The following is a 23,761-nucleotide window of genomic DNA, read 5'->3' as shown; positions in this document are numbered from 1 at the left end:
GATCTACACCCATTCGATGAAACCGCTGACGGCGGTGATCTGGTCGGGCGTATTCAACTTCCTGGGCGTCCTGGCCTCCACAGGCGCGGTGGCCTATGGCATCGTCCTGCTGCTGCCCGTCGAGCTGATCCTTCAGGTCGGCACGGGCGCCGGTTACGCCATGATCTTCGCCCTTTTGATCTCCGCCATCATCTGGAACCTTGGCACCTGGTTGCTGGGTATCCCCAATTCGTCGTCCCACGCCCTGATCGGCTCGATCATGGGGGTGGGCATCGCCAACCAGCTCATGACCTCGGCGGTCAACGCCACGTCCGGGATTGACTGGACCCAGGCGGCCAAGATCGGTAAGGCCTTGATCTTTTCGCCCCTGATCGGCTTTGTCGCCGCCGGCCTGCTGCTGTTCGCCATGAAGCTTCTGATCCGCAATCCGAAACTATACGAAGCGCCGGTTGGCGAAGCCCCGCCGCCCCTGTGGATTCGCGCTACGCTTATCGCGGCCTGCACGGGCGTGTCCTTCGCACACGGTGGCAATGACGGCCAAAAAGGCATGGGCCTGATCATGATTATCCTGATCGGCGTCGCGCCCGCCACCTATGCGCTGAACCGCGCCCTGCCAGACGCGCATCAACCGGCCTATATCGCCACCCTTCAGGCCGGTGAAGCCGCCTTTGCGGCCCATGCCAACGACGCCACGGTCCCGACCCTCGACATTGCCCGTAGCGCCGTAAATGCCGCCGTGCGCGCCCGAAAGATTGATACCCCGGACCTGTATGCCGCTCTGGCCATGATGACGAACCGCATCGAAACCGAGATCACGGCCCACGGCGCGATCCGCAATGTCCCGGCTGCCGACATGTCCCAGCTTCGCAACGACATGTATCTGGTCAATGGCGCGGTCGGCATCCTGAAATCGGCCAAGACCAGCGCCTCCGAAGCCGAAGCCAAGGCGATTGACGGCCTGCAAAAGACGCTCAACGACATGACGCGCTATATTCCCGATTGGGTTAAGGTGGCCACGGCCCTGGCGCTTGGTCTCGGCACCATGGTCGGTTGGCGGCGGATTGTCGTCACGGTAGGCGAAAAGATCGGCAATTCAAAGATGACCTACGGCCAGGGCGCGGCAGCCGGTATCGTGGCGGCCGTCACCATCTTCGCCGCCGAACGTCTGGGCCTACCCGTCTCCACCACCCATATCCTGTCCGGCGGCATAGCCGGCACGATGACGGCCAACCGATCAGGCCTGCAATGGAGCACGATCCGCGGCATCGCCATGGCGTGGGTACTGACCTTGCCCGCCACCATTGTTATCGCCGGCGCACTCTACTTCGTGCTGCGTCAGGTGCTTTAATTAATCCATAAAAAACATATAGCTAATGACAGTTTAAGGATAAGCCTTCACGTTTTGAAATCCTTAAGACTCTAACATCGGTTGTGGTCCAGCGTTTTCCGGACGGTCGTACCAGATGATAGGAGTCACTCCATGTCCCCTGCCCAGTCACTCGAAAAGACCATTAATGTTGCCCAGGCCCTGACGGCCCAGCTTCATGTTACCGAAGAAGCGATCGATACCGCCCTCAGCGAAGCGGCACATCTGATCGAAGCCTATGTCGCGTCACGCCGCGCCGTTCAGGTATCTACGGCGATCACTATTGACGTGCATGACCACACGCTGAAAGCCATGACGGCGCTGAACCAGGCACAACACCACATGGCCGCCGCCCATTCTTCCCTTACCCGTGTCCAGAAACGGGTCGGACTGGCACCCGATGCCATCATTCCACCCTATGACAAACCGGAGGACGACAAGACCAAACCCAAGCCGGCAGGGCGTTTGCTGCCCGCCAACTCCCTGGGTCTGGCCGCCCCCTAGCTTTTTCTTGCGGCGCTTCCCGTTCCCTGTATTAGTGTATTTCTGGGCGAAATCGCACGGATCTGGGGAACGGGACGATATGTTACAGTCGGTGGCTACTCAGGTCGGCGCGGCCGCCATTCTGATTGTATGCCTGTCTGCGCTGATTTTCGGCGCTTGGCGTGAAAAATACGCCTCCTTCTTCTATCTGTCAGCCTATGCTCTGACCCTGGGGTTCGGCCTGATTTCCCAGCAAGACCGCCCGCTTTATCTGCTTCTGGTTGATCTGCTGTGCGTTCAGGGATTTGTCGTTGTCGGCTGGAAATCCCCGCATCCCTGGCCGCGCTGGGCGCTGGCCGGACAAGTCATCTGCATGGCGGCCGCCCTCGCCCACCTGTCCGGGCTGGGCATTGGCATCAAGACCTTCTGGACCATCGAAACCATCGGCGGCTGGGCTGTGCTTCTGGCGCTTCTGGTCGGCACCATCGCCGCTGTCCAGGCCCGCCGCATCGCGGCCAGGACATAGACGCGGCAGTTGATCGGACTACCCACGCGGTATTCCTTCGCAAAACAAAAGGCCCGCCCCGTCGGGCGAGCCTTTTAATTTGATGGCGGAGACGCAGGGATTCGAACCCTGGGTACCCTTTTAGGGGTACGCTCATTTAGCAAACGAGTGCCTTCAGCCTCTCGGCCACGTCTCCGTTATGGGTGAGTTAGCGTATTCATTTTTAAAAGGCAACGGTTTAGGCGAAAATTGCACAGGTTTTGACGGCATGCCTGCGACGGCGCGTGGCCCGGCTCTTGCAACACCCCTTTCCAAAACAAGGAGAGGTGCCGAAATGAGCGAGCTAGCCTACGATGTCCGCGCCCAGCGCCGGACCTGGACCGAAACCGCCCTGAGCGTTGTCCTGCTGCCGGTCGCCCTGGTTATCCTGGCGGGGATGGCGATCCGAGAATACCTGTAGGCTCAAAAATTCAGCAAAACCGCCCGCCGTTAACGGTAGCCTAAGCGCAATCGACTAGTTTGCCCTTCCAGGTTTAGAAAAAGCCACAAGGTCATGAACGCCCCCCTGTCCCGCTCCACGCTGACTGACGTCGTCTATGTCGACCCCAAGGCCGCACGGCCCGAGGATCGGCGCGGTCCTTTCCGTCCGGAACGGCTGATTTCGGCACGCGAACGGCGCAGCGGTGAGATGTTCGTACGTCTGTTCCGCTCCATCGACCTGATCGCCCTCGTCGCTTTCGCCCTTTTGTCGGCCAAATCCGTCGCGCCATTCGGTTTCTCTATTGCCCCGCTTGGCAACATCTTTCCGTTCATCGCGGCGACCGGCGCGCTTTACTGGATGCTCGAAGCCGGCGGATTGTACCGATTTGGCCGCAGGGGCCGGGTGTGGAAGCAACTGCTGAAGCTGGTGTGCGTTTTCACCGCCGCTTACGTCATTGCTGCCTTTTTTGCGCAATTCTCGGTCAACGACTATGCCGTGGACACGGCCATACGTATATGGGCAATGGTCAGTCTATGCTTTTTCATGCTGCTACACCTATTGTGGTGGAGCCTCATCGATCGCTGGCGGCGCCAGGGTAAGCTTATTCCGTCGATCGTGATTGTCGGGGCGACACGACACGCCGAAAAGCTGGTCGAGGCGGCAATCGCGGAACGCCACGTCAATATTCTGGGCATATTCGACGACCGGCTGGCGCGCAACCCGTCCGCCATCGCCGGCGTGCCTGTGCTGGGCGACGTGCAATCGCTGCTCAGCCACAAGATCACACCCTATGTCGATCAGATCGTCGTGGCGCTGGACACCTCCGCCAAGGCACGCGTCAAGTCTACCGTCGAAAAGCTGCGCAGCCTGCCAAACGAAGTGTCTCTGTTCATCGATGTCGATATGGACAGCCCCACCGCCCGCCAGGCCGCATGGTCGCGTGTCGCCGACATTCCCCTCGCCCGCGTTTCCGGCATCTCCGAAGACGACCGCAGGGCCATGCTCAAGCGCGCACAGGACCTGATTATCGGCACCCTGGCCCTGTTCATCTTCGCGCCGCTGATGCTGGTGGTTGCCGCCCTGATCAAACTGGACAGCCCCGGCCCCGTCTTCTTTCGGCAACGGCGGCACGGCTTCAACAACGAAGCCATCATGGTGTGGAAATTCCGCTCCATGTACACGCATCTGACCGATCATACGGCCGCCCAGCAGGTGACCAAGGGCGACCCGAGAGTCACCCGCATTGGCCGGTTTATTCGCAAGACGAGCATCGACGAATTGCCGCAACTGTTCAACGTCCTGGCCGGGGAAATGTCGCTGGTCGGCCCACGTCCCCACGCCATCGGCATGAAGACCGGTCCCGACGAAAGCGCGCGCCTGGTCGCCGAATACGCCTGGCGTCACCGCATGAAGCCCGGCGTTACCGGATGGGCCGCCATCAAGGGGTCGCGCGGTCCGCTCGACAATGCCGACGATGTGCGCCGCCGCATCGCGCTCGACGTCGAATATATCGAACGCCATTCGCTGTGGTTCGACCTCTATATCATGGCCATGACCATTCCGTGCCTGGCCGGTGACGCGAAGACCGTCAGATGATGCCTGAAACCATACCGACGACGCGGGGATCGTAAACATGTTCGTTCGCGGCCTGCTCGGCTACCTGCCTGCCAATATTCTGCAAGGCCTGATCGGCTTTGCGACCCTCATGGTGTTCACGCGCGTGCTAACGCCCGCCGAATATGGCCAGTACGCCATGGCTTTCGGGATTTCCAGCTTGGCCCAGACCATCTTCTTTACCTGGATCGAAGCCGCAATGGCGCGCTTCTATCCGTCGGAAGCCCGCACCGACGTCACGGCCCCGCAACTCTATGGCACAGTCTATTGCCTGTTTGCCGCGGCGATGGCCGTTTTCGCCATTGTCTGCGCACTCGGCCTCTGGCTGTGGCCGATGGAAGGCACGCTAAAAATGGCCATGGGCCTGAGCCTCGGCTGCGTCGTCTTTCGCTCGCTAGTCAAACTGGTCCAGGAACAACGCCGATCCGAAGGTCGGGTCGGCGCCGCCTCGATCCTCGACATGGTTCAGACGGCCGGCGGTTTTGGACTTGGGGTGCTGTGCGCCGTGCTGGGCCTGGGGGGCGCGTCTCCCATTGTCGGCGGCGGATTGATCGCGCTGATGTGCCTGCCATTCATCGTTCGCGAAGACTGGGGCCGCGCCCTTAAAGGCACGTTCAGCGTCGAAAAAACCAAACAGTACGCCCATTATGGCTTTCCGGTTTCAGCCAGCCTGATCCTGACCCTTGCGCTCTATACGGTCGACCGGTTTCTGATCGCCTACTTCCTCAATGATGCCGAGGCCGGCGCCTACCATGCCGGCTTCTCCCTGGCCTCACGCATACTCGACGTCCTGTTCATCTGGTTCGGCGCCGCAGGCGGGCCGGCCATGGTGAACGCCTTGGAACATGAAGGCGAAGCGGGCCTTCGCGCCAATGCCCGCCTCCAGATCCGCACCATGGCCTTTGTCCTGTTTCCGGCCGTCGGCGGTCTGATCATGGTGGCCCCGGCCCTGGGCACCCTCCTGATTGGCGAAGGCCTGCGCCAGCAGGCCTTGCTCGTCACGCCGTTGATTAGCCTGGGCGCCCTGTTTTCCGGCCTGAATACCTATTACTTCCTTCAGGCCTTCACCCTGTCGAAGCGCACCCGCTTGTTGGTCGTCGCCATGGCCATTCCTGCCGTGAGCAATATCGCCCTGAATGTCCTGCTCATTCCGATGTTTGGCCTGATCGGAGCGGCGCTGGCGTCTTGCCTCAGCTTTGGCCTGGGCATGATCGGTGCCTGGCTGCTCGGTCTCGACACCCTGGCCCTGCCCGTTCCGGCTGCCGATCTGGCGAAGACAGCCGGCTGCGTTGCCGTGATGATGGCGGTGGTCGCCCTGATCCCGCATTTCGACATAGCCGTCGTCGAACTGATCCTGAAGGGAATAACCGGCATATTGGTCTATGGCATCCTGGCCTGGCTGCTTGACCTCAACGATATCCGCGAACCCGCGCAAAAGGTTTTCGCACGCCTGCGCCAACGGGTGGCCGCATGAGCTTGCCGTCTCCGTTCAGAAACGCCGCCTTCGCCGCCGTCATGCCCCGCCTGTCGGTGTTGATCCCGTTTTATCGGGAATCACCGCTCGACCTGTTACGCGCCTTGCAAAGCCGCGATCCGTCCGCCCTGGAAATCATACTGATCGACGACGGCTCGGCCATGGCGGACCTGACCCATGCCGTCAGCACGTTTATCGCCCAAAGCCCGCTGGCTTGCGAACTGATCACGCTTACGGTCAACGAAGGCCGCGCGCGCGGGCGTAACCGCCTGACCACGGCGGCGCGCGGCGACTATTACTTGTTTCTCGATTCCGACATGCTGCCCGACGACACAGCCTTCCTCGACCGCTGGCTAGCCCAGGCCGACGGCCACAATGCCGTCGTCTTCGGCGGCTTTTCCCTTCGCCAGGCGCCGGATACGCCCGCCTTCGCTATCCATAAGCTGATGGCTGGCCACAGCGACTGCCTGTCGGCGGCCGAGCGCGCCGAACAGCCGGAAAAGTACGTCTTCACGTCAAACCTTCTGGTCCGTCGCGACGTGTTCGCCGCGGAAGCCTTCGACGGCGCCTTCACCGGCTGGGGGTGGGAAGATACAGAGTGGGGCATGCGTGTGGCCGCCCGATACGGTGTTGGTCATATCGACAATACTGCGACACATATGGGGCTGGATACACCGGAAACCCTCGCACGCAAATACGAACAATCGGTGGCGAACTTTGCCCGCGTCATCGACCGCCATCCGCACGTGATAACTCAATATCCAAGCTACAAAGTCGCGAAACTGTTGAAGAAAATTCCCGGACTTAATGTGTTGCGTCCGTTGATCAAGGCCGTCGGCCTGTCGTCGTTGGCGCCTTTGAAACTACGCGCCTTTTCTCTGCGGCTATATCGCGCCGCGCTCTACGCCCAGGTGGTCTGAATGGATACGCCCTACACCGCCGATCGCTCACTCTACGGTAAACTGCGCCGCCGCCTGGCGCGTGTCGTCCATGCGCGGCCGGCGCAACTCAACCTGACGCGCCCGTTGCTGACCGTGTCGTTCGACGACGCCCCATCGTCAGCGGCCGATACCGGCGCGGCCATACTGGAACGTCACGGCGCGCGCGGCACTTGGTTCATTTCCGCCGGACTGATGGGCCATGACAATCATCTCGGCACCATGGCCGGCACAGATGAGATTCGCGCCCTCGCCGCCGCCGGTCACGAAATCGCCTGCCACACCCATAACCATATCGACTGCGGCAAGGGCTCCAGCCCGCAGATCACCAGCGACCTAGATCTAAATGCAGCAGCTTTTAGACGCGAAGGGTTCCCAGAAGCGGTAACCTTCGCCTATCCTTACGGCGACGTATCTCCGCAAGCCAAGGCAATTCTCAAGGAGCGTTTCACTGCTTCACGCGCCCTGCACCACGGCCTGATCACCACCGGCACCGACCTCAACCAAGCCCCCGCTGTCGGGATCGAAGGTGCTGACGGCGAAGATGTGGCGCGAACCTGGCTACAGCGGACCGCCGAACAGACCGCCTGGCTGGTCCTCTACACCCACGATGTCCGCGACACGCCGTCCAGCTGGGGCTGCACCCCCGCCGTTCTCGACCGACTGGTTACTGAAGCGGTAGAAATGGGTTTCGACATCGTGACCTTCGCCGAAGGGGCGCGCCTCGCGGCTCCGGCGGCGGTTAAGCGCGCAGCGTAAAATTCTTACTGTCTTCGTCACGCGGCAAGGACACCTTGACCGCGACAATAACAAACAAACACCAGCGCAGGTCGTTCCAACTGAGCGCCATGCTCTCGGTCAGGCTGGACAGTCCGTAGATGCCCAGCATGGGTAAGGCAAAATAGCCGCCCGTCCCGCGGAGCATCCGATAAAAGCCCTTTAGCCAGGCCTCGGCAAAAACCAGCGCCCAGTTGACCAGCCCTACGAGGCCAAGACCAAGCCAAACCTCGTACCAGCATGAATGGGCGTGAAATGCGCGAAAACCGGCGACATGCGTAATTTTGGCCAGCGGGGCGTAATCGCTTTCGTCACTCCACACCACACCGTAGCCGTAGCCCAATAGCGGCCTGTCCTGCATGACGCGAGTAATGCCGTCCCATATAAAGGTGCGGCCGGTCAGGGTCGCATCCTTGCCAAGCAATAGATACAACTTATCGGGCGCGTACAGGATCAGCGCGCCCAGGCCCAAGAGCACCGTCAAGGCCAGCCAGCTCAGCAGTATGCCAAGGATAGGCCCTTTTCGGGCCAGATAGATGAAACCGATCCCACCCATGCCAAGCACTAGGCAAACCAGAGAGGTCTTGGATGTGGAGAGCAAGGTCAGGAGGACCATGCCCGCCGTCATCCCCCACCAGAATGTCCGCCTTTGTGGATTGTGGAGGGCTGCCGCTGCGGCCGCGACGGCGCCGATGGACATAAACGAGCCGAGATTATTTTTTTCCGCCCACAGGCCCCGCCAGGCACCGGGAAACAAATCCTGCATGAGGCCCAGGCGCGGCAGAAACAGGGCGAAGACATAGGACCCGATCATCATAATGACAAAGGCCGCAGCGATCACCTCAAGCAGTCGCGCCCACTGAAAACGTACCGCAAGAACGTAGCCGCCGAGCATGGTCATGAACAGGGCAATGACGCGGCGAAATGTCCCGCTGGGGTCTATCGACCACAGGTATGAAGCGGCGCACAGCCCGCAAAGGCATAGCAGTAGCGGGGTGCGCCAGACAGCGCTCAAAAGGCCACGCCAGCAGACGACCGCTACTGTTACGGCCATAAGATAAAAGGGATAATAGAAATTTCTAATCAGCCCCCCAACGGCGGGCGATTGATCGCCGTAGCCGAACAAGGGGCACAACCAGGCTTGGGAAAAGGCAAATAGCAGGGCCACGCCCATGATGAGCGACAGCCAGTCGTCGCGCCAGTCGTCAATAAGACGGGGCCAGAAGTCGCGTAATTCGGCCTTCAGGCCGCCGGCGCTCACCGCCCCCTCACAGGGCCGCGAACCGCCCCAGCGGCCGCCGCGTTCCGCCGGTCACGCGGCGAGCGCGATTATAGACCATGCCAAGCAGCGTGCCGCCGGCTTGTTCGATATCAGCCTTGAGGTTGACACGTGCCTGTACGTCGCCCTCGCCTTCGCTGACCACAAGGATCACGCCGTCCATTTGGGGCGCCAGTTGCAGCGCTGCGGTCGACCGGTCGAGTGCGGGGACATCCACGACAATCGTCTGGGCATGCTGACGCAACGCCTTCCAGTATGTCGTCTGTTCGAACAGCTTTACGCGTTGCCCAGGCGCCATGTTATTTTGTCGAAAACGCGTCACCCAAAGGCGTTTACCGAGAAAGGCGCGCGCCACAAGGTACTGTGAGTCATGAATGGGCGCGCCACGATCGTCGCGCCCTGGCGGCGATAACGCGAAAAAAGCGGACCCGTCGGGCGAGGCCTGGCTGAGCGGCCCGGGCTGGCCAAATCGCTCAGGGTCCTCGGTCAGGGCTTGCATCTGACCTTGTGATGCAAGGTCAGCATCTACCAGCCAGACGGGCTTCTTGGTAAAGGCCGCTTCGCAACGAGCATATTCGCGCGCCACCGTCGACACACCCTCGCCGCCATAGGCTGACACAAACATCAACGCACGCCCCCGCGCAGATTGCGGGCGGCCGAGTGCCGACATCACATCGGCCATTTCGCGTGTCAGATCAACCATATAAGCCACTGTAAGCCGCACGGTGACCCTTGCACCGAATCGGTATGTGAAGTGTCGCAAAGCCGTCGGTTGCCCGCAACACGATTGTTACTGCGTCAGGCGGCCTTTCGTGTCGCCTGAGCCAGGATCGGCAGATCCAGGGTCCGGGCCGCCATTTCCGCATTGACGAAGCCCTTACGCGTATAGACGCGCAATAGCCCGGCACACAGGGCGGTGAAGCCGGCGAACAGGAAGGAAAGAATGAGGATAATTCGCTTTAGGCTTTTCGGTTTGTCCGGCATAGACGCCTTTTCCACCACGCGGACGGTATCATCTGAGCCCTTGGTCATCTGTTGCGCGGCTTCGTTTTCCTGAATGCGCTGGGTAAAAATCTTTATGTTGTCTTGCAAGGCGTTGCGTTCGGTCGACAGCATATTGTACTGCGCTTCCAAACCGGTCAGAGCCTGCAACTTCGCCATGACCTGCCCTGCCTGTTGCTGAAGCAGATTGAGACGCCCCGTTACCGAAGCGATATCCGCCTCTAGGTCCATTTTCTGGGTCAGCAATCCCTGATAGACGGTGTTGACGCCCATCTTGTGCGTAGCTTCGCTGACACCGCGTCCGGAATTCATCAACGTCTGAAGCGACGCGATCTGCGCCTCGATGTCCTTGACCGGCTGCGCGCCCGGTAGATAACGCGACAGAAGGTCCTGACGCTGCTGCTGAAGGGCGAAGATCTTGTTGGGAACCGACAGGTCCAAATCCCGCTCGATGCTCATCTCCGGGCTCATGCTGCGCAGATTGCTGCTTACCTCGGTCAGCTTAGCGCGATCTGTCGCCAGTTGCGTCTGGGCGGCATACATATCCGTGGTGACCTGATCGTAGATCTTGGCGTAGGTCGTCTTCGCCGTTTCGTAGTCGCCAACGCCGTTGCGTGCCAAAAAGGCCTGATAACTGGCATCCGCCTCTGCCAGACGGCGGTCGAATGCGTCCTTCTGCTTTTGCAGCAAGGGCCCGGTCGCATCGTTATATACCTGCTGACGATAGACCTGGTATTCATCGATCAAGGTGTTGAGGATCAGGGACGCCGATTGGGCATTTTCATGCTTGAAGGTCAGACGCACGACATTATTGGCAGGCGATGTCGCCGTCTGAAATCCGCCCTGAATCACCTTAAGCGACGCCTGCTCGGCATCGGCGCGCTGACCGTCCGTCGCCGGATGCCAAAGGCTTGGACTGGACGGCAAAATGACCTTATAGCCAAGCTTGGCGATTACCCGGCGCTTCAGTTCGGTGGAATTGAGGATTTCGACCTCCGACTGGACGACCTGATCGATAGTGGCCGTCGCGCCGCGCGCCGCATCACCTGCGATCGGCTCATAAACATAGTTCTTGCCCAATTGCATCAACAGACTGGCGCCGGCAGTATAACTCGACGGCATGGACAAGGCCGCGGCCAGGCCGACGCCGAATATAACGCCGAAAACGACAAGCATCAGCCATAGCTCGCGGAACAGCAGGGCAACCATATCTCCCAAACCGATATGCATAATTCCGCCCGTCCCCGTCGCGCCTGTACTTGCGGCCATACGTGCCCTTTGCTGACCTGTGCGGGCACCGCCCGGACGGCGCAACCGCACCACCTTGTCGTCCTCGTCATCCCGCACGTCGTAAGTGTGCATTGAGTCTCTCGTTCCGTGCCAGAATTTTCCCAGAGTTTTCAAGGTACCCGCCCCGCCTTCGCACCACTACCCAGGCGTCGAACCTCAGAAGCGCTCAAACTAACCCTGCGCCGTTAACGAATGTTTACCATTTCACACCTTATTAATCTTCCGACACCCCCTCATCACGGATTATCCCGGCCCATGCTGAATCGCCGCTCCCTGCTAACTGCCGGTCTGGGCTTAGGTCTGGTTGCCGCTACGCGCGCGACCCACGCCGCAGCTAGGGATAGAATGCCCGAAGCGCCGTTGATTGGCTTTGCGCAATGGACGGACGACGAGCCCTATTACCTGCTCTACCCTGGCGACAAGCTGGAAATAAGCGTCCCTGGCGCACCGGAATTGAGTCGCCAGACGCAGGTCGGCCCCGACGGTCGCATTACGCTGGGTTTGGTTGGACAGGTCATGGCGGCCTACAAAAGCGTGCCACAGTTGCAACAGGAAATTCAGGCTGCCTATCACGGCGTGCTGCGCGACCCGCAGGTCACGGTGTATCCGGGCGACACGGCGCCGATGCGGGTACTGGTTGGCGGAGAGGTACGCAACCCCGGTTGGGTCGATATGCTGGCCGACATGGACGTGCTTCAGGCCACTATGGCCGCCGGCGGCCTCACCCATGGCGCGAAAAGCCAAAATGTTATGATTATCAGGCGCGGCCGAGACGGTCAGGCCATGTTGCGGATCGTTGACCTTAAAACGCCGCTGAAAGGCCATGACAGCCGTATGACGGCTCTGCGCCGTTTCGATATCGTTTTCGTGCCGCGTACCAATGTCGCCGAAGCCGGCGTCTTTATGGAGCAGTGGGTCAATAATTTGATCCCCGGCGGCATACTTAACTATTTTACTTACAAGTCATTCGGAAAGTGATGGCATCGCCACAGTGCATTTCTGACTGTTGACAGCCCGAATGCTGACAGACAGGCGGACGCGCTATGAATGCAATAGCTGCACCTGCACCGTACGTAGCGAATGTTACGCCGGACCTCGAACGCTTAGGCGGCGCAGCCGATACGACCTTGATCCAGCCATTGACGGGCGGCCTTCTGGGCTTCGGCGATATCTTCGCGATCCATTTCGCGTGACAGTTCGCGACGGTAAACCTGGGCCTCGACCGAGCCGCGCATAGCGGCCAGATTGAACATCATGTGCGCCGATATGAGATCGATCGGGGCGCCGCCCTGACCGGTGGAATACATCAGGCCCAGCTTGAACAGCTCGTCACCGCCCATTTCAGCGGTAGGCAGGGGAATGAACTGGCTTTCGACTTGGTTGATCATCTTTGATGCCGCGCTTTTTGCGCGTCTCCATGACTGTTGATAAGTCGATTTTTTCACCGTCTAATAAAATTAAAGTTAATGACGATATTTACGTTGAATATTTTTCGTAAATCATACATTAATGTTAATTTTTTCGTTAATTATTTTGTGCAACTTAGTTAATTATTTAAGAAAAATATAGAATTATTTGATTATAAGTTATGAAAATTAAATCTATACTTTAGATACAGGGAAATTACACAGTTAACAACATAAAATAAGTTCCAGATGAATGACGGGCGCCGAAGCAAACGCGCCCATATAAAACAATTCTTAAGACTGGAATCTTGACTCACGTCCCCCTACAGCTGTCATGGTTTGTTCAGCTTCAGTTCAGAGAGCATCTGTCATAAACATGTCAACGCGATAATTTTTATCGCCGCGCGTCTCAGATCCGCATATCCTGAGTATCGGGGATGATCTGCCTAGTCAGCGAGGACGAGAATGAACAGCAAGTTTGCAAAAATGGCCGCTTCCGGCTTGGCGCTTGGATTTTTAATAGGCATAACCGCCACACCTTCCTACGCCATCCCCCCCACCAAGGACGATATCGGACAACACGGCGGTAATCGCGGCAACCGTGGTGGTGGCGACGGCGGAAACCGTGGAGGCGAAAACCGTGGAGGCGGCGACCGAGCCCAATCCCGACCGAATCCTGCCCAGCCTGCGCCCGTTGTGCAGCCAAGAGCATCCGGCGGAGATCGCGCCCGCGGTGGAAATGATGGCCAACCGCGTGGCGGCCCAAACGGCGGGCACAATGGTGGACGCGACTGGAACCGCGGCAACGATGGCCAACCCAGCGGCGGTCGTGATTGGAACCGTGGCAACGACGGACAACCCGGCGGCGGTCGTAACTGGCACCGTGGCAATGACGGCCAACCCAATGGTGGACGCGACAATGCGGGACACTGGACCGGCGGAAGTCGGCCCGACCAACCAAGCGGTAATGGTGGACGCGACCCGAACAATGGCGGCGGGGGACGCGACCACAACGACCACAATAATAACAGCGGCTGGCACGGCGGCGACGGCAATGGCGGCTGGAACGGCAATCGCGATAGAGACCGCGACCGCGATCGCGGGCACAGTGGCCGTAACTGGGACCGCGGTCACGGTAACTATCATTTTGATTATCGCAACGATCACCGTTTCCGTGGCTATACAGGATTGCGTATGGGCTTCTACTTCGCCCCGACCTACGGCTATTATCGCGTCCCGAGCCAGTGGTACGGCCACCGCTGGGGCATGGGAGAATACCTTCCCGACTACTTCTTCCGCTACCGCATCTACGATTATATGTCCTACGGCCTGCCACGCCCACCGTACGATTGCGGTTACTTCTTCGTCGGCCAGGATATCGTTCTTGTCGACATGAGCACCGGCGAGATTATAGACGTCTTCTACGACGTTTATTAAGACCGTCCTATGCCAAGGATGAAGCCCCGGCGTCCACGCCGGGGCTTTTGTCATTTATAGGATTGGCATAAGTCAGTCGCGGCGCCCCCATACGGGACTAATCACGCTTGGCCGAGGCTCTATTTTTCAGCCCGTAGATCCCAATCCAATCATTACTTTTCCGCCCAATTTGCGCCGACCGATGCGCGGAAAATGCCCCAAAGAATTTCTGCACCACGTGAGACCCGAGATGTCTTCACCGATCGCAAATGATCATGGAGGGTACTATGATTTCGACACACCTATTCGCCGCCTTGGCAGTCAGCGCCGGCATGGCACTTCCGACCGTCTCGCATGCCCAGCTTTTTGGTAACGGCCATATGGCCGGTACGGTCGGGGAATTACAAAGCGGAACAGCCGCCTCCACCAACGCCGATCTTGCGGGCGCAAGCGAAGCTCGGGGCAACCCGGCAGATGCTGGCCGAGGCCATCTGCGCCAGGCACGCCGTCAAACCGCAGATGGCTTTAGCGCAAACTCCCTTAGGCCGTCAGGCACACCTTCTGAGGCGCGGGTGGATAATCTTCGCGCCATGATCGACCTGGAGGCAAAGAGATCGCAACCTACTACCTTGTCTGCGGATGTAGAAGCCCAAACCAACGACGATAACCGCTGAGACCATTTTCGGAGTCCTGTCATGAGAAAGCTATCACTAACCCTGCCCACCGCCCTCCTCTGCGGAAGCCTTCTGGCCCTTCCCGCCCTGGCGCAAAATACACCCCCAAACCTGCCCCAGCCCCCTCAGAAGGTGGTGGAAACACCAACAGGGCCGACGCTATTGCTTGCCGCCCCACCACCGAAAGGTAGTCCGGCCGAAGAGGCTCAACTAAAGCGCGAACACGATCGCGCACTAGCGGCCGGCGACCTTGCCAATGACCCGAACAATTCGACCAGCAGCGACACGTTAAACAGTCGGCAACTCGCTAAGGCACGCGCCCTCGGCGATGGGCCGGTTTACCCAACTGAAACCGGTGGAACGGAAATGCCACGCCCCAATATCCAGGATCCAAGCGGCATTACGTCTGGCACACTACCAGCTGATCCTGACCCCAGCGTCGTAAAGCCAGCGTCGTAAAGAATACATCACCCGCGCCCGCCAGGTATCCACTAAAACCTGTCTCCCCTGTGCCGTCGGCTACTTCAAATCATCAAAAAGCTCCGCGTCCTAATATGGCGCGGAGATCTAATTAAGACTCTATAAGGCGCCCCTTATTTAAAATAAAAAAATAATAAATATAAGTATATTTGATACATTTAACACAAATACACCCCTTCAGAGACAAATTTGCGCCCCATTCCTACGAAAAATTAACACTTGTCGAAAGCGCAACTAGGCAAATCTCAGCTTCGGCACGTATAATTTGAATTACAATAGTGTAGTTCCAAGAGTTACACAGTAACGACTCCCAAACAGAGAAAGACTTTACTATGAAAACTTCCGTACGCATTGTTGCCGCCGCTGGTTTCGTCGCTGCTCTCGGCCTGGCGCCGCTTCTGTCGGTCGCTCAAGAAGCACCGCCTGCAAAGACCGCCGACGAAGCTGCATCGTCTTCCAGCAGTTCTTCAAGTGCCAGCGTGTCTGCTGACGCCTCCGCTAGTTCCGATTCGGCCAGCGCATCGGTAAGCACAGAAGCCACGGTTCCGGACACCACGACTGTGCCCGCGCCGACCACTCCGGACGGTACGACACCGCCCGCCGCACCCGCTCATTAAAGACCGGCTATCTAATGTTCAAAACCCCCGATGCTAGGCATCGGGGGTTTTTCTCTACCATCCGCCGGGTCAGGCCGAAGGCTTTTCCGTCGCGATACGGAACAAGGTCCCCCAGGTCAGTTTACCCCCGGTAAGCGCGCCTTGGCGGAAGGCCTTACGCCCCACCATGATCATAAATCCGCCGACCAGCAGCATTCCGCCGAGGGTGAGGACGATTTCCCACCATGGCAACGGATTCAACAGCCGCAACGGCATCAGGAAAGGCGTAAATATAGGGACGTAGGACAGGTATTGTATGATGGGTGAATTGGGCGCCGACAGGGCCGCCTGCATACACAGCATCGGGATCATTAAAACCATCATAACCGGCCCCATAATCGCCTGGGCATCCTTCTGGGTTTCGCAGAAAGCGCCGATCGCCGCGAAGCTGACGCCATACATCAGATAGCCACAGACAAAGTAGACGGCCAGCAGCACCAGATGCAAGGGCGAGAAAAGCCCGCTGAAAGCCGCCTTGATACCGGCCGCCACCCCGGGCGGGGCAAGAGAAAGGCCGTACGAGCCGAGAATCAAACTGAGCCCGCTCCAGATCATGCCGACCGTCAGCAATACGCCGGCCACGCCCAGCACCTTGCCGATGAGCAGGCTTTCGGTCGATGTTGAGGCCAGCAGGACTTCCAGGACCTTGCTCGATTTTTCCTCGATGACGCCCCCCAGCAGAATCATCGAGGACGAGAAGATCGTCATCCAAGTCCCGAAGCCAATCAGGAAACCAACAACACCCGGCCCCTGATCTCCCATGAAATTGCCCAAACCGCCACCTGCCCCCTTCGACGGCACTTCGCGGTGCGTCAGACTGTTGACCACGGCAGCCTTACGCAAATCCTCAGCCAGCTTTGCATCGACACCGTGGGCGCGGGCCCGTCTGTAGTAGTTCAGATCCTGCAGTTCCTCTCCAATGCTGCCGGCAAGACTATTCTTTTGCGACTTGATCGACCAGATATCGAAATGCAGCACGCCGGCCTCGGTATAGGCCACCAGAATGTTCGATGCCCCGACTGATGTCTTGTCCAGCAGGGCTGGAATTCTGGCCTCCGCCTCGGCGCGGGGCATGGCAGGCGTGAGCCCAGTCGGCAAATCTACCAGCCGCACAATATCCGGACGGGCAATGCTGGCGGCAATCTTGCGCATACCATCTGTCTGAGGCTCAGCTTTCGGCGGCGGCGCTTTTGCCCGAATGATAGACCGCAGATCGCCTTCCAGGCCCTCCCCCGTCAGGTCGAGGACCGCCACGGACAGGGTCTGCACCGGCGATGTCTGACGCAGCAGCAGCGGCACCAGAATGATACCGGTAATCAGCAGCGGCAAGGTGACCAGGGACAGCCAGAAACCAACCGTACGGACGAAGGCAAGATATTCGCGCCTGGCGATCAAAAACGTATTACGCATGTTCCGGCCTCATGGGCTCGGACGGGGTGGCATCGGCCTGGCGGGCATCACCGCCGGTCAGGACAATAAAGGCGTCATGTAGGGTGGGCTCGCGCGCCTCGAACCGCCGGACATCCAGGCCTTTCAGAAAAGCGGCCTTCAGGGCCTCGTTCGGCGCCCGACCTTTTTCCAGTCCGCATCGCCACAGGTGCGCCCCCTCCTCAGCCTCCCCCAGATCGATGACGGAGACGATGCCCGGCAGGGTACGCAGATCAGATTCGGCCAGGTCCCCCTCGAGATCGAGGTGGCGAGGCGCGGCCGACCTCGCTTCCTTCAACGTACCCTCAAACACCTTTTGCCCCTTGGCCAGCAGGACAACTTTTTCACACAGCCGCTCGGCGTGCTGCATGACGTGGGTAGAAAACAGCACGGTCGCACCGCGCCTGGCCAATTCGCGAATAACCTCTTCAAGCCCCTGCTGGTTGACCGGGTCGAGACCTGAAAAAGGTTCGTCCAAGATGACCAGTTCCGGTTCATGCACCAGACATGAAATGAGTTGCACCTTCTGCGACATGCCTTTGGACAGGGAGCGAATCTGCTTGTTCATGAACGGCCCGAGGCCCTGCGCTTCGAGCATCTCCGCGCCGCGTCGGCGCGCCACACCCGCCGGCACCCCTTTGAGACCCGCCAGGAAAACGATCACGTCGATCGGCGTCATCTTGCGGTAGAGCCCGCGTTCCTCCGGCATGAAGCCAATCCGGTCCAGCACCTTGTCCGAGGCGCCCCCCAGGACGCGAATCTCCCCTGACGTAGGCTCCGACAACCCTAAGATCATCCGCACGGTCGATGTCTTCCCGGCGCCGTTAGGCCCCAAGAAGCCACAGATCGTGCCCCGCTTTACCGCAAAACTGAGATTGTTCACCGCGCGGAAGTTGCCGTACGTCTTCGACACCCCCGTCAGGCTCAAGGCCAAATCGTCCATTCAAGCCCTCCGCTATAGTGGCACAGCATATTCATACGGATCGCTGGTGGTCAAAAGATTAAAGCATCCTTGCAAAACCCAGATGAAAGAACGCCGTCATCCGGCTGTCTAATTTACAGCCCTATCGATAGCTTATCACCGACTGGATGCAGAATTCAGCCGTTGAATTAAATGCAGAGACTCGATCAAGGAACGAACATATGAAACGCATTCTGATTCCTGCCGCGGCCCTGATCATGGGCGCCACATGCCTGACACCCGCCATCGCCCAAACCACGGTCGACGCAACCGCGAAGGTCACCGGCAAGACAACCACCAAACAGGCAAACACCATCACCGCCGACCTGAACAAGCAGCAAGCTCAAGGCGTCAGTGGCACCGTCAACGGCCAAACTGACACGCAACTTAATACTACATCTGGTGTCAATGCGGCGACGGGCGGCGCAACGCCTGCGACGGGTAATATGGATTCGACAGCAAGCACAACGCTGGACAATTCGGTCGCCACCGACGGCACTGTAAACAGCACCGGTACGGCTAACACCAATACCAAGGCGGGCATGGACGCCACCACCGACACAACCGGATCGGTTACAGTACCGACACCGTCCGTGCCCCCGGCGCCGACGCCCGTCACACCAACCTTGCCCGTCCAATAGTGCCCGATAACCCCGGTCACGGGACCGGGGCTTTTCTGAACCGCCCTGAGCTCAACTTGATCAGGCCGGCCCGCCATCCATAACGGAGGCGATCTGCAAGGAGTTGTCCATGTCCAAAATCCTGATATCCGCCGCGGCCATCGCTATTGCGTTTGCAAGCTTCACTTCGGCCGCTCTTGCCAAGGAAGCGGCCAATCAGACGACTAAGCGCTTAAACCAGCAGCAGGCGATGAATGCGCCAGATGGGTCCGTCATGGCGCATCCCATGGCGCGCCCCGCTGCAAATGAAGCCTACGGCACCAAGCCTGAGGTCCAGACGCAGACGCTGGCCGAAAACGCGCCGACCGAAGTGTACGTCGCGGGCGCCGCGCGCACGTCGACCGACGCGGTCCGCGGACCGGATACCAACCCACAATCGACGGGCACCGCCATGGTCGATACACCATATGTGACGGTTGTTCCGACCCAAAAATAAGAACCAAAAAATAAGAAAAAGCCCTGCTCATCCGAACAGGGCTTTTTATTTAGATGTTCAACAAGATTACAGGCCGAGTTTCGCCTTAAGCAATTCGTTGACAGCGGCCGGATTGGCCTTGCCCTGCGTCGCTTTCATAACCTGACCGACGAACCAGCCCAGCGCCTGAGGCTTGGCGGCCACTTCGGCGGCCTTATCCGCGTTGGCGGCAATGATTTCATCGATGGCCTTTTCGATGGCGCCGGTATCGGTCACCTGCTTGAGGCCATGCTTTTCGACGATTTCCGCCGGGGTGATCGATCCCTTGCCTTCCCACATGTGTTCGAAAACCGTCTTGGCGATTTTAGACGAAATCACATTGGTTTCGATGAGCTCGACCAAACCCGCAATCTGTTCCGGCGGCAGCGGCGATTCAGCGATCTCCTTGCCATCCTTGGCCAGGCGCGCCAGAAGCTCGTTCGTCGTCCAGTTCGCAACCAACTTGGCGTCACCGCCCCCAAGCTCTTTAAGTTTCAGGACAGCGGCCTCGTAATAGTCGGCACGCGACTGCTCCGAAATCAACACCTGCGCGTCATAACCCGACAGACCATATTGCGAAATGAAGCGCGCCTTCTTGTCGTCGGGCAATTCGACCAGATGGCGACGGATATCCTCGATCCAAGCCTCTTCCAGTTCGACCGGCAGAAGGTCAGGGTCGGGGAAGTAGCGATAGTCGTGCGCTTCTTCCTTGGAGCGCATGGAGCGGGTCTCGACCTTTACCGAATCGAACAGACGGGTTTCCTGATCGATCTTACCGCCGTCTTCCAGAATTTCGATCTGACGGCGGGCCTCGAACTCGATTGCCTGCTGCATGAAGCGGAACGAATTGACATTCTTGATTTCGCAGCGCGTGCCGAAGGCTTCACCCGGACGGCGGACTGAGACGTTACAGTCGGCGCGCATATTGCCTTTTTCCATATCGCCGTCGCAGGTGCCCAGATACACCAGGATAGTCCGCAGCTTTTTGAAATAGGCCACCGCTTCGTCGGACGACCGCAGATCCGGCTTGGAGACAATTTCCATCAGCGCAGTACCGGCACGGTTGAGATCGACATAGGTCGCGTTGGGGTCGAGATCGTGAATCGACTTACCCGCATCCTGTTCCAGATGCAGGCGCTCGATGCGCACAGTAAAGCTGGTGCCGTCGTCGCGTTCAACCAGCACCTCGCCCTCGCCCACGATCGGGTGGAAGAGCTGTGAAATCTGATAGCCTTGCGGCAGGTCGGGATAGAAATAGTTTTTGCGGTCGAAGCGCGAGAAGCGGTTGATCTGCGCCTTCAGACCCAGCCCCGTCTTCACCGCCTGCTCGACGCAGTATTTATTAAGCACAGGCAACATGCCAGGCATGGCCGCGTCAACCAGGCTGACCTGTTCATTCGGCCCCGCGCCGAAACCGACCTTGGCGCCGGAAAACAGCTTGGTGTTGGAAGCGACCTGAGCGTGGACTTCCAGGCCCATGACGACTTCCCAGGGACCGGTACGGCCCTGAATGAATTTGGACGGATCGGCCGGCCGGCCGGAATCGAGAGGAGAAGCAGGGTTTGTCATAAGGGTGGATATAGCGGGAAGGCGTTTGCGGGGGAAGAGGCGCAAACGGCTTAGATTGCAATATTTATAGCCAAAGCGTGTCGGATGACCGAAATGGAAAGACCCCGGACGGCCTGACCGTCCGGGGTCTTTACGATAGTGCCTCTCAGGGCTTAGCGGCCTTTGTAAGGATAATCCCGGCCGTCGCGGCCACGGGTATAGAGATCGACATTGGCGGGGCGTTCTTCGAAGAACACCAGACGGAAGCCTTCTGCCGCCTCACGCGGCTCATAATAGCCCTTGCTGTAGACATAGTAGCGGCCCTTGCTGCAACGGACCTTTTCCTTGGAATTCTTGGCGACGATGTAACCTACGCCCGCACCGGCCGCAGCGCCGATAGCGGCGCTCTCGCCCTTCTTACCCTTTTTGCCGAGCAAGCTACCGGCAACCGCACCGACACCAGCGCCGATCAGGGCATTCTTACCGGTGATGTCTTCTTTCTTGGCGTAGCAATATCCATCATACTGGGTCTGCGCCGAAACGGCGATCGGCGCGATGGCGGACAAGGTGAGTGCGACAGCGCCCAAAGCCAGGGCGGGCGCTTTCAGGGAAGCAAGGCGAATCATGGTGTTCTCCAGAACAGGATTGGTCTGACGCAAGGATTTCGACAATAAATGCGGTATTTGCAAGGCCGCATTCTACGCCTCTTTCGTGTTTTGGATAGAGGGGCGGCTTACGCCTTTCTTGTGACCGCAGCAGACGAAGCAGACCTCCCGCTTATATGAAACCGTCTAGCGTCCCCATTCATCCGAGGACACCAGACATGCGCATGAGCAAGCCGGCGGCGCTCACCCTTTCGCCCGTAGCCCCTACACGTCGGGCGCGGAACCCGCTAACCGACTGGCTCAGGGATTTCGAATGGCGTGAGGGCCGGTTAGGCATCCGCAAGACCGGCATACGGCTCGAAATCACCCTTGCCCTTATCAATGAGATTATCCTATGGGCCGGATATCTCGCCTTGCTCGCGGTTGCGTCCTTGCGGACACGCCTGTCGTCCCGGCCGCGCCCTAAACTGTGGTTCGCGCCGGATGTGCCGCGCCCCTGGTATCTGCTGAGAGGCACCGCCATCTGGGCGGGCTTCGACACCGCATCCTCGCCCATGGATGCGGTGGCAGCGTTCTATTTCGACGACGCAACCCACGGCGACGCGCCCCCCGCCGTTGGCACCATGCGGTTCAATCACGGCTGCACCGATATTTCCAAAAGCCACGTGGCACGCGTGTTCGAAGAGGTCTTTGGCTATCCTCTTATCGTCGACCCAACAACCACACACGGTGAAATCGTCGAGAAATCGGAAAAAAATGGCGTTCATGACGGGCGGATCGTCATGGCCCCTCTGGCGCCGACCCCCGGCTGCGCTTACCAGCGCGTCGTCGATACACGTGGTGATGACGGGTGCTGCCATGATCTGCGCACGCCTTGCGCCGGGGGCGATGCCGTAGTGGTATGGATCAAGATCAAGACGCCAGAGGGCCGGTTTTCGATCAATAACCGCCGGGCCATCCTGGCCGATCCGGCCGACATCTATTCCGCCGAAGAACGCCGGCTGATCCGCGCGTTTTCGCTACGCATCGGTTTGGACTGGGGCGGCCTTGATATCCTGCGCGACCGTAATTCGGGACGAATCTATATCGTTGATGTTAACAAGACCGATCTGGGCCCCGTCATAGCCTTGTCCTGGCGCGACAAGATAAGATCCATGAACCGATTGTCGCGTGCGCTGAAACGGCTGGTAGAAGCCGCTTGAAGAGGCCCAAAAAATCGCAACGCTCATTTTGTCTGACAAAATAGATTAAATCAGACAAATAAAATTTACGCGCAAAATCAGTGCCTCCTCCCGTTGTTGAGTAAAGGACTAGGCTGTTCGTCGATATGCTCAGTGTAAATCCCATCTCGGCATATTGGGACCGGCAACACGGCTTTCATCAAACTTTTGTGCCGTAAAGAGTCCTGAATCCCATAAAGACATTGTCTTATTCTCCGCTTGCGGGCGGGCCGCGCCTTACCGACATCCTCCTTATCCGCGTTCGGCTAGTTTACGACATCGCCTTCGAGGCCAAGTAAACAGGTGCAGGATAGACCATGCTCGAGTTGGAGACCCGGCCAGATAGTCGGCCAAATAGCAGGCCCAAAAACCCGCAAGAAAGTCTTAGCGACGCCTTTCGGGCCTTTGTGAAAGAAAAACAATTTCCGTGCGTCGGCGCCAAGTCGGCACTGGCCCGTGGTCAGATGACCATCGTCGAAATGGGAGATATCCGTTGCCCACGTGACGACGCCCGCATTTACGATCAACTCAGCGAATTCGCCGCCAACTTCAAATCGGCGCCTGACTTGTTCCAGACCTTTGTCGTCATTTTCGACACTCAGGCCATCTTGAGTGAAGTCGTCTTCGAAGAGGCCTTGTGGACACGCATTCAGGCGCTTCACGACATAGACGTCGCGCGCGGCAATGCTTACGATCCGCGCGTTTCGGCCGACCCGGCGAGTCCGGCCTTTTCCCTGAGCTTCGCCAGCGAAGCGTTTTATCTTGTCGGCCTTCATCCGGGCGCCAGCCGGCCGGCCAGACGTTTCCGCGTTCCCACATTGGTTTTTAACGCGCACGACCAGTTCGAACAATTGCGCGCAGATGGCCGCTACGAGACGTTGCGGGCCAACATCATCGATCGCGACGTCGCCCTGGCAGGCAGCCCAAACCCAATGCTGGCCAGGCATGGTGATAGGTCAGAAGCCGCGCAGTACAGCGGCCGGCCGGTAGGTGATGACTGGAAATGCCCGTTCAGACCGTAGAG

At 58.8% G+C, this 23,761-nt stretch carries 25 protein-coding genes and 1 tRNA gene; 17 read left to right on the top strand and 9 right to left on the bottom strand.

Annotated features, from left to right (window positions below):
• The 3 genes from AEAC466_RS33940 to AEAC466_RS33930 all read left to right on the top strand — a co-directional run.
• On the top strand, positions 1-1,348 hold a 1,348-nt coding region (locus tag AEAC466_RS33940), incomplete at its 5' end, for an inorganic phosphate transporter (protein ID WP_023458301.1).
• Positions 1,349-1,480: 132 nt separating this feature from the next.
• Positions 1,481-1,870, top strand: a complete 390-nt coding sequence (locus AEAC466_RS33935; RefSeq protein ID WP_023458300.1) for a hypothetical protein — start codon at positions 1,481-1,483, stop codon at positions 1,868-1,870.
• Between the two features lie 79 nt (positions 1,871-1,949).
• A complete protein-coding gene (locus tag AEAC466_RS33930; protein WP_023458299.1) occupies positions 1,950-2,375 on the top strand; it encodes a hypothetical protein in 426 nt (141 codons plus the stop codon).
• Between the two features lie 83 nt (positions 2,376-2,458).
• Here the strand turns inward: AEAC466_RS33930 and AEAC466_RS33925 are convergent.
• A tRNA-Ser gene (locus AEAC466_RS33925) sits at positions 2,459-2,550 on the bottom strand.
• Between the two features lie 138 nt (positions 2,551-2,688).
• On the opposite strand from AEAC466_RS33925, the gene AEAC466_RS45125 reads away from it, so the two are divergent.
• The 5 genes from AEAC466_RS45125 (at position 2,689) to AEAC466_RS33905 (ending at position 7,620) form a co-directional block, all read left to right on the top strand.
• Positions 2,689-2,814, top strand: a complete 126-nt coding sequence (locus tag AEAC466_RS45125) for a hypothetical protein (protein WP_023458298.1) — start codon at positions 2,689-2,691, stop codon at positions 2,812-2,814.
• A gap of 93 nt (positions 2,815-2,907) precedes the next feature.
• Positions 2,908-4,431 (top strand): undecaprenyl-phosphate glucose phosphotransferase, encoded by a 1,524-nt coding sequence (locus tag AEAC466_RS33920; RefSeq protein ID WP_023458297.1) that lies wholly within the window; start codon positions 2,908-2,910, stop codon positions 4,429-4,431.
• 37 nt (positions 4,432-4,468) lie between these two features.
• Positions 4,469-5,923, top strand: a complete 1,455-nt coding sequence (locus AEAC466_RS33915) for a lipopolysaccharide biosynthesis protein (RefSeq protein WP_023458296.1) — start codon at positions 4,469-4,471, stop codon at positions 5,921-5,923.
• The gene (locus tag AEAC466_RS33910) at positions 5,920-6,843 is read left to right on the top strand and encodes a glycosyltransferase family 2 protein (protein WP_023458295.1); all 924 of its coding nucleotides are present in this window, start codon (positions 5,920-5,922) and stop codon (positions 6,841-6,843) included. The genes AEAC466_RS33915 and AEAC466_RS33910 overlap by 4 nt, the downstream gene beginning before the upstream one ends.
• Entirely contained in the window at positions 6,844-7,620 is a 777-nt protein-coding gene (locus AEAC466_RS33905) for a polysaccharide deacetylase family protein (protein ID WP_023458294.1), read from the top strand.
• On the opposite strand, the gene AEAC466_RS33900 is transcribed toward AEAC466_RS33905, so the two are convergent.
• The 3 genes from AEAC466_RS33900 to AEAC466_RS33890 all read right to left on the bottom strand — a co-directional run bounded on the left by AEAC466_RS33900 (position 7,604) and on the right by AEAC466_RS33890 (position 11,281).
• On the bottom strand, positions 7,604-8,899 hold the full coding sequence (locus AEAC466_RS33900) for an O-antigen ligase family protein (RefSeq protein WP_023458293.1): 1,296 nt from the start codon (positions 8,897-8,899) through the stop codon (positions 7,604-7,606). The two genes, AEAC466_RS33905 and AEAC466_RS33900, sit on opposite strands and share 17 nt — an antisense overlap.
• Before the next feature lie 7 nt (positions 8,900-8,906).
• On the bottom strand, positions 8,907-9,620 hold the full coding sequence (locus tag AEAC466_RS33895; RefSeq protein ID WP_023458292.1) for a hypothetical protein: 714 nt from the start codon (positions 9,618-9,620) through the stop codon (positions 8,907-8,909).
• Positions 9,621-9,715: 95 nt separating this feature from the next.
• On the bottom strand, positions 9,716-11,281 hold the full coding sequence (locus tag AEAC466_RS33890; RefSeq protein ID WP_235074264.1) for a GumC family protein: 1,566 nt from the start codon (positions 11,279-11,281) through the stop codon (positions 9,716-9,718).
• A 183-nt stretch (positions 11,282-11,464) separates the two neighbouring features.
• Here AEAC466_RS33890 and AEAC466_RS33885 point away from each other — a divergent pair, with 183 nt between their 5' ends.
• Positions 11,465-12,187 (top strand): polysaccharide biosynthesis/export family protein, encoded by a 723-nt coding sequence (locus tag AEAC466_RS33885; protein WP_031238782.1) that lies wholly within the window; start codon positions 11,465-11,467, stop codon positions 12,185-12,187.
• A gap of 125 nt (positions 12,188-12,312) precedes the next feature.
• Here AEAC466_RS33885 and AEAC466_RS33880 read toward each other — a convergent pair whose 3' ends face one another.
• Positions 12,313-12,597 (bottom strand): hypothetical protein, encoded by a 285-nt coding sequence (locus AEAC466_RS33880; protein WP_023458289.1) that lies wholly within the window; start codon positions 12,595-12,597, stop codon positions 12,313-12,315.
• A 483-nt stretch (positions 12,598-13,080) separates the two neighbouring features.
• Here AEAC466_RS33880 and AEAC466_RS44470 point away from each other — a divergent pair, with 483 nt between their 5' ends.
• The 4 genes from AEAC466_RS44470 (at position 13,081) to AEAC466_RS44460 (ending at position 15,802) form a co-directional block, all read left to right on the top strand.
• Positions 13,081-14,052: an RcnB family protein gene (locus AEAC466_RS44470; protein WP_155913624.1), complete on the top strand. Its 972-nt coding sequence runs from the start codon at positions 13,081-13,083 to the stop codon at positions 14,050-14,052.
• A 266-nt stretch (positions 14,053-14,318) separates the two neighbouring features.
• Positions 14,319-14,705, top strand: coding sequence for a hypothetical protein (locus AEAC466_RS33865; protein WP_155913622.1), 387 nt, complete (start codon positions 14,319-14,321; stop codon positions 14,703-14,705).
• 21 nt (positions 14,706-14,726) lie between these two features.
• Positions 14,727-15,164 (top strand): hypothetical protein, encoded by a 438-nt coding sequence (locus tag AEAC466_RS44465; protein WP_155913620.1) that lies wholly within the window; start codon positions 14,727-14,729, stop codon positions 15,162-15,164.
• Between the two features lie 353 nt (positions 15,165-15,517).
• On the top strand, positions 15,518-15,802 hold the full coding sequence (locus AEAC466_RS44460; protein WP_155913618.1) for a hypothetical protein: 285 nt from the start codon (positions 15,518-15,520) through the stop codon (positions 15,800-15,802).
• Between the two features lie 69 nt (positions 15,803-15,871).
• On the opposite strand, the gene AEAC466_RS33860 is transcribed toward AEAC466_RS44460, so the two are convergent.
• Positions 15,872-17,251 (bottom strand): ABC transporter permease, encoded by a 1,380-nt coding sequence (locus AEAC466_RS33860; protein WP_023458284.1) that lies wholly within the window; start codon positions 17,249-17,251, stop codon positions 15,872-15,874.
• Complete coding sequence (locus tag AEAC466_RS33855) at positions 17,244-18,212, bottom strand: ABC transporter ATP-binding protein (protein WP_023458283.1); 969 nt, start codon at positions 18,210-18,212, stop codon at positions 17,244-17,246. Before AEAC466_RS33855 ends, AEAC466_RS33860 begins: the two co-directional genes overlap by 8 nt.
• A gap of 200 nt (positions 18,213-18,412) precedes the next feature.
• Between AEAC466_RS33855 and AEAC466_RS33850 the strand changes: the two genes are divergently transcribed.
• Together AEAC466_RS33850 and AEAC466_RS33845 are read left to right on the top strand one after the other, a co-directional pair.
• A complete protein-coding gene (locus AEAC466_RS33850; protein ID WP_023458282.1) occupies positions 18,413-18,871 on the top strand; it encodes a hypothetical protein in 459 nt (152 codons plus the stop codon).
• Positions 18,872-18,980: 109 nt separating this feature from the next.
• Positions 18,981-19,346, top strand: a complete 366-nt coding sequence (locus AEAC466_RS33845; protein ID WP_023458281.1) for a hypothetical protein — start codon at positions 18,981-18,983, stop codon at positions 19,344-19,346.
• Positions 19,347-19,412: 66 nt separating this feature from the next.
• On the opposite strand, the gene gatB is transcribed toward AEAC466_RS33845, so the two are convergent.
• Complete coding sequence (gene gatB / locus AEAC466_RS33840) at positions 19,413-20,933, bottom strand: Asp-tRNA(Asn)/Glu-tRNA(Gln) amidotransferase subunit GatB (RefSeq protein ID WP_023458280.1); 1,521 nt, start codon at positions 20,931-20,933, stop codon at positions 19,413-19,415.
• A 152-nt stretch (positions 20,934-21,085) separates the two neighbouring features.
• Positions 21,086-21,538, bottom strand: a complete 453-nt coding sequence (locus tag AEAC466_RS33835) for a YMGG-like glycine zipper-containing protein (RefSeq protein ID WP_155913616.1) — start codon at positions 21,536-21,538, stop codon at positions 21,086-21,088.
• Positions 21,539-21,735: 197 nt separating this feature from the next.
• Between AEAC466_RS33835 and AEAC466_RS33830 the strand changes: the two genes are divergently transcribed.
• Together AEAC466_RS33830 and gntA are read left to right on the top strand one after the other, a co-directional pair.
• Positions 21,736-22,719 carry a hypothetical protein gene (locus AEAC466_RS33830; RefSeq protein WP_023458278.1) on the top strand — a complete coding sequence of 328 codons (984 nt, stop codon included), beginning with the start codon at positions 21,736-21,738 and terminating at the stop codon, positions 22,717-22,719.
• Positions 22,720-23,054: 335 nt separating this feature from the next.
• Positions 23,055-23,759: a guanitoxin biosynthesis heme-dependent pre-guanitoxin N-hydroxylase GntA gene (gene gntA, locus AEAC466_RS33825; RefSeq protein ID WP_023458277.1), complete on the top strand. Its 705-nt coding sequence runs from the start codon at positions 23,055-23,057 to the stop codon at positions 23,757-23,759.
• Positions 23,760-23,761: the final 2 nt, after the last annotated feature.

This window comes from Asticcacaulis sp. AC466, from assembly GCF_000495815.1.
GTDB lineage: Bacteria > Pseudomonadota > Alphaproteobacteria > Caulobacterales > Caulobacteraceae > Asticcacaulis.
This window is presented reverse-complemented; position numbering and strand designations above follow the sequence as displayed.

Excerpts from the sequence above, each read along its gene's own strand:
- AEAC466_RS33935 (WP_023458300.1), top strand. The coding sequence starts at position 1,481 with ATGTCCCCTGCCCAGTCACTCGAAAAGACCATTAATGTTGCCCAGGCC.
- AEAC466_RS33930 (WP_023458299.1), top strand. The coding sequence starts at position 1,950 with ATGTTACAGTCGGTGGCTACTCAGGTCGGCGCGGCCGCCATTCTGATT.
- AEAC466_RS45125 (WP_023458298.1), top strand. The coding sequence starts at position 2,689 with ATGAGCGAGCTAGCCTACGATGTCCGCGCCCAGCGCCGGACCTGGACC.
- AEAC466_RS33920 (WP_023458297.1), top strand. The coding sequence starts at position 2,908 with ATGAACGCCCCCCTGTCCCGCTCCACGCTGACTGACGTCGTCTATGTC.
- AEAC466_RS33915 (WP_023458296.1), top strand. The coding sequence starts at position 4,469 with ATGTTCGTTCGCGGCCTGCTCGGCTACCTGCCTGCCAATATTCTGCAA.
- AEAC466_RS33910 (WP_023458295.1), top strand. The coding sequence starts at position 5,920 with ATGAGCTTGCCGTCTCCGTTCAGAAACGCCGCCTTCGCCGCCGTCATG.
- AEAC466_RS33905 (WP_023458294.1), top strand. The coding sequence starts at position 6,844 with ATGGATACGCCCTACACCGCCGATCGCTCACTCTACGGTAAACTGCGC.
- AEAC466_RS33895 (WP_023458292.1), bottom strand. The coding sequence starts at position 9,620 with ATGGTTGATCTGACACGCGAAATGGCCGATGTGATGTCGGCACTCGGC.
- AEAC466_RS33890 (WP_235074264.1), bottom strand. The coding sequence starts at position 11,281 with ATGCACACTTACGACGTGCGGGATGACGAGGACGACAAGGTGGTGCGG.
- AEAC466_RS33885 (WP_031238782.1), top strand. The coding sequence starts at position 11,465 with ATGCTGAATCGCCGCTCCCTGCTAACTGCCGGTCTGGGCTTAGGTCTG.
- AEAC466_RS33880 (WP_023458289.1), bottom strand. The coding sequence starts at position 12,597 with ATGATCAACCAAGTCGAAAGCCAGTTCATTCCCCTGCCTACCGCTGAA.
- AEAC466_RS44470 (WP_155913624.1), top strand. The coding sequence starts at position 13,081 with ATGAACAGCAAGTTTGCAAAAATGGCCGCTTCCGGCTTGGCGCTTGGA.
- AEAC466_RS33865 (WP_155913622.1), top strand. The coding sequence starts at position 14,319 with ATGATTTCGACACACCTATTCGCCGCCTTGGCAGTCAGCGCCGGCATG.
- AEAC466_RS44465 (WP_155913620.1), top strand. The coding sequence starts at position 14,727 with ATGAGAAAGCTATCACTAACCCTGCCCACCGCCCTCCTCTGCGGAAGC.
- AEAC466_RS44460 (WP_155913618.1), top strand. The coding sequence starts at position 15,518 with ATGAAAACTTCCGTACGCATTGTTGCCGCCGCTGGTTTCGTCGCTGCT.
- AEAC466_RS33860 (WP_023458284.1), bottom strand. The coding sequence starts at position 17,251 with ATGCGTAATACGTTTTTGATCGCCAGGCGCGAATATCTTGCCTTCGTC.
- AEAC466_RS33855 (WP_023458283.1), bottom strand. The coding sequence starts at position 18,212 with ATGGACGATTTGGCCTTGAGCCTGACGGGGGTGTCGAAGACGTACGGC.
- AEAC466_RS33850 (WP_023458282.1), top strand. The coding sequence starts at position 18,413 with ATGAAACGCATTCTGATTCCTGCCGCGGCCCTGATCATGGGCGCCACA.
- AEAC466_RS33845 (WP_023458281.1), top strand. The coding sequence starts at position 18,981 with ATGTCCAAAATCCTGATATCCGCCGCGGCCATCGCTATTGCGTTTGCA.
- gatB (WP_023458280.1), bottom strand. The coding sequence starts at position 20,933 with ATGACAAACCCTGCTTCTCCTCTCGATTCCGGCCGGCCGGCCGATCCG.
- AEAC466_RS33835 (WP_155913616.1), bottom strand. The coding sequence starts at position 21,538 with ATGATTCGCCTTGCTTCCCTGAAAGCGCCCGCCCTGGCTTTGGGCGCT.
- AEAC466_RS33830 (WP_023458278.1), top strand. The coding sequence starts at position 21,736 with ATGCGCATGAGCAAGCCGGCGGCGCTCACCCTTTCGCCCGTAGCCCCT.
- gntA (WP_023458277.1), top strand. The coding sequence starts at position 23,055 with ATGCTCGAGTTGGAGACCCGGCCAGATAGTCGGCCAAATAGCAGGCCC.